Origin of the sequence: Trichocoleus sp. DQ-A3 (assembly GCF_039961975.1) — a bacterium.
Classification (GTDB): Bacteria; Cyanobacteriota; Cyanobacteriia; order Cyanobacteriales; family FACHB-T130; genus FACHB-T130.
Map to the genome: position 1 here is coordinate 1 of NZ_JAMPKC010000053.1, position 13,058 is coordinate 13,058.

Here is a 13,058-nt window from a genome sequence, read left to right on the forward strand (position 1 = left end):
CTTTGGGATTTTCACGCTTGATTGCGCTTATGAATTACTTTCACGGCGCAGTTCCTATCCCCCTACAAATGCAAGATTCCCTATTTTCTGCTGCCTAGAGTGACAGAAGAGCGATATATCAAAATTTTTAGAGTCAAGTATTCGGTGTTTTTTAGTTGCTGTTGCAGATGAATTTGATAAAATTGAGGAAGCATTTTTAACAGATGGGGCTTTTTAACAAGAGTGACCCCATCTTTTTTTACCGCAACTTGGGTTCAGGAGCGCTTGCACTAGGCTTTTGACGGGGTTGTCACCCCGTGAGTTCTGTCAGTTTACGCGAGACGATGGAATCTGTTCTTCAGCACGCAGCGTCCTAACATACTTGAATACAGCTATACTTAAAAACTTAACTCAGTGGAACCGTTCATTGTAGAAAGTCGAGTCTTAGAGGATTTACTGACTGCCGTTGACTTCACACTTCATGAATTCCTGTTCGTCCAGCAAGACTCGCTACAATGGTTGCTAATTCAGAAGGTTCCACAGGTTTAGGGATGTGCATTTGAAATCCGGCAGCGATCGCTCGCATCCTATCTTCAGCCCTAGCGTATGCTGTTAGAGCAACAGCAGGAGTTCGTCCCCCCTCTTCTACGTTCAATGCCCGTACTCTACGAATCAATGTGTAGCCATCCTCTCCAGGCATCCCGATATCACTCAATAGAACATCTGGTTTAAAAATTTTTATCGCTTCAATCGCTGAATCAGCCGATCCAACGGCACACACAGAAGCTCCGCACTGTTCCAATAGCGTGGTGACAAACACGCGCGAATCAACTTCATCGTCCACGACGAGTATTTGTAAGCCATCTAACGAAGGCGGATTGTTAAATGAAACTCCCCGCCCAACCGTTGGGTGTACACGCTCTCCCTCACTTGTCTCCATACGGACAGGCATAAGAGGAAGCTTTACGATAAATGTCGCTCCCTGCCCTTCACCTTGACTTTCTGCACGAACTGTGCCACCGTGTAGCTCTACCAAGTGGCGTACAATCGCTAGACCAAGACCAAGTCCGCTGTATGACCGGGTAATAGAACTATCAGCTTGACGAAAGCGGTCGAAGACATAGGGGACAAAGTCAGAGTTAATGCCAAGTCCTGTATCGATTACTGTTATTTCAACATGGGAGTTAATCCGTTCGAGGCGAACCTGAACTCGCCCTTCTTTAGGTGTGAACTTGATTGCATTGGATAATAGATTCCAAATTATCTGCTGTAAGCGGTCTGAGTCACCGGCAACCGGGCCTGCTGCCGGATCGAGTACACTTTGGAGTCGAATAGCCTTAGCATCAGCCGCCGGACGGACGGTATCAACCGCCGCCTCAACAACCAAAGCAAGCTCAATTGGGCGGACATTTAGGCGTAACTTGCCCTGAATGATGCGGGAAACATCCAGCAAATCCTCCACCAGCTGAGCTTGTGCCCTAGCACTGCGTTCAATGGTCTCCATCGCCCGCGCAGTAGTCGCCTCGTCAAATTTGCGGGTATTGAGTAATTGAACCCACCCTAGCATTGCGTTGAGGGGCGATCGCAGTTCGTGAGACAGTGTTGCCAAAAACTCGTCCTTCATCCGGTTTGCTGACTCCGCCGCTGTGCGTGCTTCCTGTTCCGCAACGAGTAGTTGGTTGCGTTCGTCTTCAACTTGCTTCCGTTCAGTGAAGTCACGCATGATTTTAGAAAAGCCTCGTAGCTGCCCAGTCTCATCTCGTAAGGGCGTTACGATGCCACTTGCCCAGAAACGGGTGGCGTCCTTACGCAGGTACCAGCGTTCATTTTCAGCACGACCTTCTATTACTGCCGTTTCCAGTTCTTGCTTGTCTGCACCGAGTTCTAGGTCTTCAGGTATATAGATAATTGAGGCAGACAAACCGAGGATTTCGGCTTCTTGATAACCGAAAATGCGCTCTGCTCCAATGCTCCAACGAATAACACGCCCGTCTGGGTCGATGAAGAAAATCGCGTAGTCCTTTACATTTTCTAATAACAAGCGAAACCGTTCTTCGCTGGTTCGCAGCGCTTCTGATGCCCACTTGCGATCTGTGATGTCAGCTACGATATACACGGCACCCGTAAAAACTCCACTCTCGTCGAACACGGGATCTGTGGTTACAGAAAACCATCGTTCACCACACCGTAGCTCCTCGTTCTCGCGACGACGGGTTTCTTGGACACGAGTTAAGGGAGTTACCTCGACGCAGCCCAGGATATCGTGCATTACCTCCTGATAAAAGCAACCCTCGATCTTTCCGAACGGTTTTTTCAGAAGATTCGTCATGGCGCTGTTAGTTCGCAAGATTCTGCCACGGTGATCTAGTAAACAAACACCATCCTTCATGGCATTGAATGTCGTTTGCCACTCTTTCGCCAAAGCCATTGCCGATTCTTCAGCTTCTCGGATGCGGAGCAAAGCTTTCACAGTAGCGAGCAACTCGATTGGCTCCACCGGCTGGGCTAGATAGCCATCTGCACCACTCTCTAACCCTTGTGCCTTGTCTTTACTCTCGACAAAACTAGCAGACAGATGCAGGACAGGAATCGAGGAAGTAGCAGGGTTTGCCTTGAGGCGGTGGCAGACCTCAAACCCATTAATATCAGGAAGCTGCACGTCAAGGATAATTAAGTCAGGCGGTTGCTGCGCTACTAATTGCAGACCCGTTTCGCCAGTGGCAGCCTCTTGAACCTTATACCCCTCTTTCCGAAGCATTCGGCTGACGACATAGCGGTTCGTTTCATTGTCGTCTACGTGCAAGATCGTGATAAGGGTGCGGTCAGACATGAGCAGCCTCTCCAGGCTCTAGAACTAGCCCAGCTAAAAGAAGTGCTTCTCGGACAAGAGCGATCGCTTCTTCACGAGATGAGTTTTCTTTTGATAAAATCGCTACTGTGCTTTCGACAAGTATCGAGCGTTCCTCTGGTTCAAGAAGCTTTGAAGTATTAATAATTACTGGAATATTTTTAGTAGCTGGATCGGCTTTCATCTGTTCCAAAACCTCGAACCCGCTCATATCTGGCATAACTAGGTCGAGAAAAATGCAAGAAGGATTTTCTAGGTGGGCGTGACGGATGCCTTCGTACCCTGAAGTTGCCTCAATTATCTTAAAATTAAAACATTTTTCACGGTTACTGCTACCCGTACAATCGGCTAAATATTGCTTGAGCAGATAGTGGGATGCTAGATCATCATCAATAATCAAAACTTTTTGTAAATGCTCTTGTTTTACTAAACTATTAAGTTTTTCAAGAAGTGATAATCGTTCTACTGGTTTCACAAAAAAGGCATCTGCACCTAAAGCACGAGCTTTCTTTTCGTTGTCAATAACAGTGATAACAACGATCGGGATATCTCGTGTCGCAGCGTTTCCTTTCATCTCTGAAAGGAAATCCCAGGTATTTTGCTCCTCAAGCAAAATGTCTAATAGCACAGCTCGTGGCTCAAACATTTGAAATGCTTGTTTTACTTGCTTGAGCGATCGCGCTGGGAAAATTTGATAGCTCGACCCCGCAAAATACTTCTCGTAAATGAACAGCGTTTCTGGGTTATCTTCTACAACTAAGACTGGATAGCGAGTCGCATCTAACTGCAAAGGAGCATCGGGTTCAGATACCTCCTCTATATCACCCTCACCCCGGTAAATGAGCGGTATGGTGGCGAAAAACGTGGAACCTACCCCTTGTAAGCTTTTGATGGAGACACTCCCTCCCAGTAACTCGGCTAACTTCCGCGAAAGCGGCAGTCCTAGACCTGTTCCTTTAACCCGCTTTTGAAGGTGAGAATTCACCTGAATAAATTCCTCAAAGATCCGTTCAGTATCCTCAGGTGCAATTCCGATACCTGTATCAGCCACCGAGAAGACGACAGCGTTTTTGTCCAGTTCAGCTCTGATGCGAACTTCACCTCTTTCGGTATATTTCAATGCATTAGAAATAAAATTTCTCAGAATTTGGGCAACCTTCCCCTCATCGGTGCAGAGTGGGGGAAAGCCAACAGGTTCTTCAAAAACAAGAGAAATTGAGGAATTATCGCTAAGAAGTGGGCGTAGCATTCCTCGAAGAGTAGCGAATAGCTCGCTAAGTTCAAACGCATTCGGATGAACCACAATTTTTCCTGCCTCGACCTTTGCCAAGTCCAAAAGGTCGTTCACCAACTCCGAGAGTCCTTCAGCCGATTGACGGATAAACGTCACTTGCTGTTCTTGATCGGGTGTCAATTCACCATCCATCCGATCTAGCAGCAGTCGAGAGAGAGACATAATCGAGTTGAGCGGCGTGCGAAACTCATGGCTCATATTAGAGAGGAAGCGAGTTTTGAGTTCATTGGCTCGCTGTAAAGAAACTGCTTTTTCGTCTAACTCGGCATATAATGCCACAACACCCCGATTAGTATCCTCTAGCTCGCGATTGACCTGCGCCAATTCGGCTTGACGCTTTTCGAGTTCCGCTAGAGTGCGAAGCAGTTCTTGGTTTTGTTGCTGAATTTCTTCAAAGGGATTTTGAGACCCTCGCATCGCCAACTCATCAGCAATTTGCGCCAAGCGCTTTGCTGTCAAGATCGGTGCCCGCTTTGGCAAGGTTTTTTCCATCAGCACCTCTGTTCCCTGCCCTGGCGTGGACGCGATATGAAACCGATCCATCAGCCGCTTGGTGCCAATAATGCCTAAACCCATTCCGGTTTTTGATTTATACTGCCCATCCAGAATGCTCTTCAGATTGGCGATACCCGGCCCTTGGTCACGAATGCATACCACCAAGCTCTGAGGCAATTCGCCTTCCACCCGAAACTCTATTTTTCCCCCACGGGTATATTGGAAGGCGTTGCGGGCAATTTCCGATACAGCAGTGGCAATGCGCGTCTGATCCTGCGAGTCAAACCCCAAAGCTTGAGCAATCTGGCGTGCCTGCTGACGGGTCATCACGACATCTTGCTCAAATCGTATTTCTATCGTAAGAAGATTGGTCATTGGTCAATTGCTAATGGCTAATCGCTTGTTATTTATTGTTCATCAGCCCCTGCTGTACTCCTTTGGCCTTCAGTCTTCTTCGCGAGCAACCAGCACAGTGATGTCATCGCGACCTCGGTAGAAATCCCGGTACAAAACTCCAGCGATCAGGCTGGGATGTCTGGTTATGAGACCAGCATAGCGATCCAATCGCCACTGTGTACTTAACCCATCGGAATGCATCACCAAAAGCCCTCCTTGAGGCCACTGATAGACAAATTCCTGGATTTTACGGACTTCATGCCCCACTGTGCCATTGTGGGAAACCATGCTGTAGCTTCCTGCGGGAGAAAAAACGCTGCCAGCGATATTCCCAACTCCAGCAAAACGAACGACAAGAGTTTTAAAGTCTACTTCTGCGATCGCTAAAGCGGCTCCACGAGTACTCCGCAGGGCTACGTGAGCCGCTTCAATAATCTCTGCGGGACTTTTGCGGACATTCTCTCGAAATATCTGAATGGCTTCTAGGGACGCCTGGGCGGCTAGAGGGCCGTGACCCAAACCATCTGCGACTAATAGCAGACTGCGACCGGGCTGTTGGTCGGTTGCCCACCCATCACCCGATACCTCCTCCCCTGCCATCGGGAGGCACACCACGCCAATCTCTAGATTGTTGGTCGATTGGTTTGCCACTTCTGGGCAAGCCCAGAGGTGACTTAATAAAGCTGTACCCACGTTGGGAACAGAATGAATCTCAAAAAAAGCAGAAAGGCGGCTAACTGCCCCCAAACCATTTCCAGGAGTCCCTGCTGTAGAAAAACCGTCGCGCAGACACTCCTGGATATTGCTGATCCCTGGCCCTTTGTCCAAGGCTAGGATTTCTATACCCGTTATCTCGTTTTTGCTTAAAGGCTGTAGCAGCAACAGACCGTCTTTAGCGTGCAGAACCAGGTTATTGGCGATCTCAGTAACGACAATACCAACCTGCCCCCGCTCAGTTTCGTTGAAGCCGAGACGAGTCGCGATCGCGAGGGCTATTCGTCTCGCTTCACCAGCCTGACTAGACTCTAAAATGGGTAAGGCGACCGGAGCATTCATAATTAACTCACTTCCACTTTGTAATAGTGACTTTTGTGCCTTCTCCGACACGGGAAACGATATTGAATTCGTTCACCAGGCGCTTTGACCCACTCAACCCCATCCCCAGCCCGTTTCCGGTTGTGAAGCCATCTTTGAGCGCCAGATCGATATCCGGAATTCCTGGCCCACTGTCTTCAAAAGTTAGCCGCAGACCCCGACGGAGTCCCTCCTCTAGGGCTTCGAGTTGCACCGTCCCGCCGCCGCCATAGTCCAGGGTGTTGCGTGCCAGCTCGCTCGCCGCTGTCACGATTTTAGTCTGGTCTATTAGGCTAAAACCCAGTCCTAGGGCAAACTGACGCACGGCTTGCCGTACTAGCACAACGTCTGCCGAAGACTGGATGCTTATCGTTTCAGACCTCTGCAAGACCATCTATGCTCCCCCTAGGAGAAGCCTCCAACGATTTATGCAGGAGGGACATTCCCTTTTCAACGTTTAAGGCTGTGCGAATGCCGGTTAAGGAGAGTCCTAACTCTACTAAAGTGATGGCGACTGCTGGCTGCATACCTACAACAACCGTTTCAGCATCAAGTACTCGCGACATCTTGGCAATATTTCCCAGTATCCGTCCAATAAAAGAATCAACGATCTCCAGTGCTGAAATATCTATCAGCACACCACGGGCACTTGTTTGGCTAATGCGGTCGGTCAGGTCATCTTGCAAAGCGATCGCGAGGCGATCGTGCATATCGACCTGAATCGTCACTAGCAGGAATTCACCCATTTGTAATATGGGGATACGTTCCATAAAACTCCTTAAGTGCGTGTTTGGGCGCGAGAGATCGTGGCTCCAGTTCGCTTCAGCGCCAAAGCAAATGCGTCGCATAGAGAAGCCTTGGTGATCACATCAGCCAAATCCACGCCCAAGTAGACAATCGTTTGAGCAATCTGGGGCCGAATCCCGCTCAGGATGCAATCAGCGCCCATTAGACGAGCCGCAGTGACTGTCTTAAGTAAGTGCTGAGCGGTGAGAGTATCAACGGTGGGCACTCCCGTAATATCAATGATTGCGACTTCCGAACCCGTCTCTACAATCTTCTGCAAGAGGGACTCCATCATCACTTGGGTGCGGGCGCTATCGAGGGTGCCAATGATGGGTAGGGCTAAAATGCCTTCCCACAGTTTCACGACCGGCGTTGAAAGTTCCATCAGCTCCTCTTGTTGGCGCAGGATCACTTCCTCGCGGGCTTTCTGATAGCTTTCAGTTGTCCAGAGTCCAAGCTTGTCCAACAGAGTCGTAACTGACCAAATCTCTTCCAGAAGGCTTTCGCTATCCTGTGCAAGTTCTAGGCGCAAGCGGCTGAACAAAGGTTGCTTCAAAGAGAAAACAAAAGTTGCGGTTTCTGTTGGCGTGAAGCCTTTCTGGCTGCGCGATCGCGAAATCGAGCCAAGCATCTCGCGCACGCTACGCCATTCAGTCGATTTAATGTCGGTGAAGTTACCTTGCTGGACAGCTGCCGAGAACAAGTCCAGGAATTCTCTGCATTCTTCACGCAGCTCTATTTCCTTAATTAGGTCTTTGCGGATACCAGCAGTTATTTGCTCTGAGATCCAGTCTGTTAGCAGTTGGGATTGATCGGTTTGGAGAATTTTCGGAATCTTACTTTTGCCGCTCAAGTTCATATTAACGGCCCCTTGTTTTAGCCTGTATTTGGCAAATTATTGTACAAGTCAACGATTTAGGCTTTTCGGCTAACTAGCTCAGTGGAGCCATTGAACAGCTTTCGTTGCGAGAATCCCTAGATGTACTTTTTTATCGTTAAGAAAATCTAGTTGACGAACTAGGCAGTATGAGGTAGTCCCTGAAAGGCTGATTGACCAAGATTAATTATAAGGATAAGGCGGGACAAAATAAGTACGTGTTACCGAAGTTTCACCGTCACGTTCCTACGCTTATGGTTCGCCCTAAAATCTGTAAGCCAGCCTAGAAATCATACCCATCATCTAGGCTAAAGGTTGCTGAGTGCTTCCTGTTGCGTTGCGTAATCAACTGTAATTGAAGCAAGGCGATCGCGCGAAGGCACCCTATAAACTGCGCTGTGACAGTTACACAAGTCCTAAGCAAGCATCTTCACGTCTTCGCACTCGCTACAAGTCCTCTATTGAGAACTTTTGTGCTAAAGCAGCAGTGAGAGTCAGGAAGTTTTGAGAATCTCGAATTGCTAATTGCAGAGGAGGAGTGGGAAAAATATTAGTAACCCACTTGCTTATCCACTACATTTCGCAGCGGTAAACCAGCTTGATAGCGGCTCAAATTCTCCAAAAACAGTTCTAAGGATCGCTGGTAAGTTTGTGGCGAATCTGCCGAACAGTGAGGTGAAATAAAGACGTTAGGCAGCGACCAAAAAGGACTATCTGGCGGTAAGGGTTCTGCGGAAAAAGTGTCTAATGCAGCGCCTGCAATCCAGCCTTCTCGAAGAGCAGTCAGCAATGCAGCTTCATCAACGATTGCACCTCTAGCAATATTAATGAAAAAGGCAGATGGACGCATGGCTTGAAAAACTGCTGCGTCCATCGTGCCTTTCGTCTCCGGTGTCAGAGGTGTGCTAACGACGACATAATCAGCTTCCGGAAGCAGCGATCGCCATTCAGTTGCACTCACGACTTTGTCAAACTCCGGTAGCGGTTCGGGATGGCGATGGCTACCCCAAACTCTCATGCCAAAAGATGACGCACGTTGCGCGATCGCGACGCCAATACTTCCCGCACCAATAATTAGCAAAGTTGCATCCTTCAACTCTTTCAGTTTTATGCCTCTCCCCCAATTATGTTCAGCTTGAAATGCTTGTAGTTGAGGTAAATTTTTCGCATGATAGAGCATAAACATCAGGACAAATTCCGCAATCGGAATTGCATGAACCCCTGCGCCATTCGTGAGCGTAATCCCCCGTCCCAAAAACGTTGGTGTCAGAATGTGATTTACCCCGGCACTAGGGGTGTGTTGCCAACGCAGCGCGGGTGCAGCCGCGAGAACTTTATGCAAAGTAATTGGTTTTAGCAGAATCCAGTTGAAATAAACTTCAGCATCGCTGGCATCGCCGTCAAGATTGCCCTCGCTATCCACACGTACCACCTGTAAATTGGGAGGTAAACGCGGCTCGATATCAGATGCAATTTCGCTAGGGATTATTAGTTTCATCTTTGGTCTGCTATCGGAACGAATTCGCCATGTATCGCGTGATAGCAGATGGTTTGGTGAATTCTGGACTATGTATGCGGGAAGCGGGGGGAAGTGACGACACGCAAGGGTTTTGGTCTTTAGGCTGTTTTTGATTCAACCGCAGATGGTTTGGTGAGCTTGGGGCGAGAACCGCAAATAGTTTGGTGTAAACTCTCCTCAATATCGGAGGGTTATGTCTTCTGTTGTTGCAGAATTCTGCACGAAATTCGTTCTACTTAGTCTCCAGTACAGTAGAGTGTGTACGCCAAACCATCTGCGATCGCGATTCAGCAACGCCTAGTTTGAGATGTTAAGCGCTATCTCTAAGAAACTTTTGCCCAAAGTTTCTTAGAATTTCAGGAACTTCCGCGAACATTTGGCAGATTGAATGGACGCACAGGAGGGGCAGCCGCCGCACCATAATTCACTCGGCAGCCAATATTTAATATGTTGGCTCCACACTCAAGTGGTACGACTTCGCCGCCTAGCATGGCGCTACAGCTAACATAGCCATCATTGTTCGTGTCCTTAATCATGCACTCAATCGGTGTGGCACGCGCATGGCTAGACCAAGACCTCATACCCATCCCTGCAATCATGTGCTGCCAAAAGAAACCGAGAACAAACAAGCCAAAAACAACAGCAATGACTGCCGTAGCGATAATCCCGACTCTGGTTTTCCAATTGCTGAGAATTCCTCCCGGTTTGAGTTGTGGAGAATTCTGTACGGTGGGAGCAGCATTGGTTTTTTCTGGTACTGGTTGAGTTTCAGACATGGTAATGCTTCTTTACTCAGTAAGCCGCCACTTTGAGTGGCTTACCTAAAGTCTACAAAATGGCGCAAAAATAGTGGTGCGATGTATAAAATCGAGTGGCAACAGAAGGAATCAAATTCTCTTGAGGATTTCTAGAGAGCGATCGCATCCCACTCTTACTTCTACTGAGTGTAGGGAATCTCTATCCGCAGAAGCATCTTTTCGCGTGGTTTCTTTTCCCCGTTAGTCTTTTTGGCAGTCATCACCGGCGACTGCATCGTAACGAATGCATCGTAACAACGATCATTGGATCATCCGCCGACAGAAAATTGAAATTTATCAGTTCCGCGATGAGCGCTACGTTTTAGTTCAACAGAGCCAATTTTTCCCTAGATTTGACTTGAATGACATCTTTAGCGAGTGCATTTCTGAGGCAGACTAATTGGGATCTGGCGCGATTGATAAATTAAGCGATCGCTATCCTCACCAATGCTGAAATGCGATTGCTGCCTTTGGCGTAGATATTGGACGGAAGTGGGCGTTGGCTTACAAGAGCGTCAACCCAAGCTACGGCGGTAGGCGATCTCACTAAAAGTTTAAGGCAATTGTCATTGCATAGATTTAGGTATTAGTTTTAACTTTACAGCTAGATTTTTGACAGCTGGTTTAGATAAAACTAATTCTTGAATATTTTTTCGATCCCAACGAATAACATGAATATATGAATGAATCTTTTCCCAATCTGATATTTCATCTCTACAATTATTAGCTAAATGACTTGAAACAGCAATAACAAAAACTGAAGGCTTGAATTTTTCTGCCCAAGTAAATGCATTTGAAAGATGTACCCAGTTTACGCCTTTTTTAAAGTGCTTGGCTTCAATAAAGTAGAGTTCTTCTCTCTCTTCATCCAAGCCACCATTTATTTTGAACTTAGCCTCTATATCTCTGCCCTTACCACCTGTTCCAGTTCTCCAATCGATATAATTTGGATTATAAGACTTGACTAGTTCATACACAATTTCTTCAAATTGCTTGTCATTAATAGCAGTCCAATTAAATCCATTTGCTTTTGATTTTGATTGATTGCTTTGACGAATGTTATGTGTATTAACTTGGTAATCTCTTTTTGCACCGTGTCTATTCCATGCTTGAATTACTTCGGGAGCTTCGTAGCCACATTTCTTGATCCAATTACAGACTGTGCGCTCGCTAACACAACATATAGCAGCAATTTTATAGGTTGACCAGTTCAATTTCTCATCTTCACCCATTGCCTCTAGTAGGGATAGTACCTTCTTAACAGTCCTACCCTTATCGTCATTTTTGCGTGGATAAATATACGGGTTAGAATGAACATCTACTAGGATAGTCTTCTGTCCCGCTAATTCAGCAGCTTTCAAAAGATTAATACCGTAAATAAGTCTGTAATGCTTGCCATCAAAAAAGCATATAACTGATGGATAATCGTCACCATCTCGCATAACTTTGGCAAAACGTTTAATTATACATATATGTTGTTTTTCCTTAGATTCAATATCACTGTCAGTGCGAATCATATCTAATGAGACGGATATTTCTTCTGATTGCGTCATGGTAAGATATTTCTGCAAGGTCAAATCTTGATAGTAATGTGTATGTTAACAAACAGGTAATTTGCCTCTATTTGCTCTTCTACCGTCTTAGTTGTTCTAACTTGAAAGCCTATTTTTACAGCATTTCCTGCCCTAACTCCTCAATAGGGCGTGTTCGACCATGCTCTATACTCTCTATTCCTCGTTTGATGCCTGTACTTGTCTCCATTTGAGAGAATGAGGAGCGATCGCACTCTGGTTAATCTTTCTTTTTTTTACCTTTTTCCTTTTCTTTGTCCTTGTGCTTTTTCTTTTTGTCTTTACCTTTACCTTTACCTTCAGTTTGTTCGGCTGCTCGTAAAATCAAATTTCGAGCCACAGTTTGCGTACCCGTATGCTCGTAGTAATTGGTTGACATATCTAGGAATGCAGCTAGATAATCCAACTTACTATCAGCCGTATTCATAAACTGTTGTAAGTGTCCCAAAACATTTTCTTGTGTTAACCCACGAGATGCAACAAAGTTATTCATCCAGCCGTTAACTGAGGCAAAACTCTCACCGATGAAGCCTAATTTTCCAGCTGTAGTACCGCCAGGAATTGCACTGTTAATACTCTGATAGGTAGTATTTCCTTCTAATTGCGAAGGATTGACCTGGCTGAGAATAGATTGAGCTTTGAGGATGAAGTTGGGGCCAAGAGGAATCAATCCATCAACAGCAACTAGCGCAGCCATTCGCATTATGGATTCGTTGTGATAGTTTCCTAAAGAAGTTCTAAATGCTTCAATGCTGGTAGGAATGCCGTGCAACCGACAAAAGGCAATCAACTCGACAACCAGCTTTAGGGACAAATCAATCGCTTGTACGGTATCCGCTTTGGGAGTAAGCTGGTTTAAAAAATTCAGAAAACTGATTTTCTCGCCTACTTTATTCGCTAGCGCTGCTGCACCAATGGCGCTATCAGCACGGTCAATTGTTTGGTAAAGCCATAAGGTTTGTTGATAACTCTGGGTTGGATCGTTGTACAGCGCGATCGCTCTTTCGCCAATCTCCTCAATCAGACCTTTGTCGGTAACACCTGTCACCGCACGGATAGTATTTTCAAATCCCACCAAGTTTTGCCACTCACCAGGAACGACATAATCGAGCGATCGCAGCATATAAACGGTCATGCTGCTACTTGGCAGGTTATCTACTAATCTAGAAATAGATTGATTCATGAATTTAGCTCCTTTTTTCAGTAGATGTCTACTTCTTTTTAGCCTAATTTATAGGAAGAAGTGCTTTTTTTAAGTGACAGAATCAGGGTAAAATCGCTAGTGCTACCGCAACAAAGCCCATAAATTAACGTGAGTTCGGGATAAGAGAGGGGCAAAACAGATAGGCTGAAAGCGCGAATTCTCATCCATCTGCTTACCCCATGTTCAGTCTAGAAGACCTGTTCTGCTCCGTCGATGAT

Annotated in this window: 10 protein-coding genes; all 10 read right to left on the reverse strand. The window is 46.5% G+C overall.

The annotated features are described in order from the left end of the window. Window positions 1-451: 451 nt before the first annotated feature. The 10 genes from NDI44_RS28505 to NDI44_RS28550 all read right to left on the reverse strand — a co-directional run bounded on the left by NDI44_RS28505 (window position 452) and on the right by NDI44_RS28550 (window position 12,819). Window positions 452-2,809 carry a response regulator gene (locus tag NDI44_RS28505; protein ID WP_190415965.1) on the reverse strand — a complete coding sequence of 786 codons (2,358 nt, stop codon included), beginning with the start codon at window positions 2,807-2,809 and terminating at the stop codon, window positions 452-454. Next, on the reverse strand, window positions 2,802-4,991 hold the full coding sequence (locus NDI44_RS28510) for an ATP-binding protein (RefSeq protein WP_190415966.1): 2,190 nt from the start codon (window positions 4,989-4,991) through the stop codon (window positions 2,802-2,804). Before NDI44_RS28510 ends, NDI44_RS28505 begins: the two co-directional genes overlap by 8 nt. A 69-nt stretch (window positions 4,992-5,060) precedes the next feature. Continuing rightward, entirely contained in the window at window positions 5,061-6,068 is a 1,008-nt protein-coding gene (locus tag NDI44_RS28515; protein ID WP_190415967.1) for an ATP-binding SpoIIE family protein phosphatase, read from the reverse strand. Between the two features lie 7 nt (window positions 6,069-6,075). Then, on the reverse strand, window positions 6,076-6,480 hold the full coding sequence (locus NDI44_RS28520) for an anti-sigma regulatory factor (protein ID WP_190415968.1): 405 nt from the start codon (window positions 6,478-6,480) through the stop codon (window positions 6,076-6,078). Continuing rightward, window positions 6,461-6,856 (reverse strand): STAS domain-containing protein, encoded by a 396-nt coding sequence (locus NDI44_RS28525; protein WP_190415969.1) that lies wholly within the window; start codon window positions 6,854-6,856, stop codon window positions 6,461-6,463. Before NDI44_RS28525 ends, NDI44_RS28520 begins: the two co-directional genes overlap by 20 nt. A gap of 8 nt (window positions 6,857-6,864) precedes the next feature. Beyond that, window positions 6,865-7,731: an STAS domain-containing protein gene (locus tag NDI44_RS28530; protein ID WP_190415970.1), complete on the reverse strand. Its 867-nt coding sequence runs from the start codon at window positions 7,729-7,731 to the stop codon at window positions 6,865-6,867. Window positions 7,732-8,299: 568 nt separating this feature from the next. Then, the gene (locus tag NDI44_RS28535) at window positions 8,300-9,247 is read right to left on the reverse strand and encodes a D-2-hydroxyacid dehydrogenase (RefSeq protein ID WP_190415971.1); all 948 of its coding nucleotides are present in this window, start codon (window positions 9,245-9,247) and stop codon (window positions 8,300-8,302) included. Window positions 9,248-9,624: 377 nt separating this feature from the next. Further along, a complete protein-coding gene (locus NDI44_RS28540; protein ID WP_190415972.1) occupies window positions 9,625-10,044 on the reverse strand; it encodes a hypothetical protein in 420 nt (139 codons plus the stop codon). A gap of 587 nt (window positions 10,045-10,631) precedes the next feature. Then, the gene (locus NDI44_RS28545; protein ID WP_190415974.1) at window positions 10,632-11,618 is read right to left on the reverse strand and encodes a restriction endonuclease; all 987 of its coding nucleotides are present in this window, start codon (window positions 11,616-11,618) and stop codon (window positions 10,632-10,634) included. A 238-nt stretch (window positions 11,619-11,856) separates the two neighbouring features. After that, window positions 11,857-12,819 (reverse strand): hypothetical protein, encoded by a 963-nt coding sequence (locus tag NDI44_RS28550; protein WP_190415975.1) that lies wholly within the window; start codon window positions 12,817-12,819, stop codon window positions 11,857-11,859. Window positions 12,820-13,058: the final 239 nt, after the last annotated feature.

What these genes read in the sequence shown, in the direction of transcription:
- NDI44_RS28505 (WP_190415965.1), bottom strand. Translation starts at nt 2,809, where the DNA reads ATGTCTGACCGCACCCTTATCACGATCTTGCACGTAGACGACAATGAA.
- NDI44_RS28520 (WP_190415968.1), bottom strand. Translation starts at nt 6,480, where the DNA reads ATGGTCTTGCAGAGGTCTGAAACGATAAGCATCCAGTCTTCGGCAGAC.
- NDI44_RS28535 (WP_190415971.1), bottom strand. Translation starts at nt 9,247, where the DNA reads ATGAAACTAATAATCCCTAGCGAAATTGCATCTGATATCGAGCCGCGT.
- NDI44_RS28545 (WP_190415974.1), bottom strand. Translation starts at nt 11,618, where the DNA reads ATGACGCAATCAGAAGAAATATCCGTCTCATTAGATATGATTCGCACT.
- NDI44_RS28540 (WP_190415972.1), bottom strand. Translation starts at nt 10,044, where the DNA reads ATGTCTGAAACTCAACCAGTACCAGAAAAAACCAATGCTGCTCCCACC.
- NDI44_RS28515 (WP_190415967.1), bottom strand. Translation starts at nt 6,068, where the DNA reads ATGAATGCTCCGGTCGCCTTACCCATTTTAGAGTCTAGTCAGGCTGGT.
- NDI44_RS28510 (WP_190415966.1), bottom strand. Translation starts at nt 4,991, where the DNA reads ATGACCAATCTTCTTACGATAGAAATACGATTTGAGCAAGATGTCGTG.
- NDI44_RS28550 (WP_190415975.1), bottom strand. Translation starts at nt 12,819, where the DNA reads ATGAATCAATCTATTTCTAGATTAGTAGATAACCTGCCAAGTAGCAGC.
- NDI44_RS28530 (WP_190415970.1), bottom strand. Translation starts at nt 7,731, where the DNA reads ATGAACTTGAGCGGCAAAAGTAAGATTCCGAAAATTCTCCAAACCGAT.
- NDI44_RS28525 (WP_190415969.1), bottom strand. Translation starts at nt 6,856, where the DNA reads ATGGAACGTATCCCCATATTACAAATGGGTGAATTCCTGCTAGTGACG.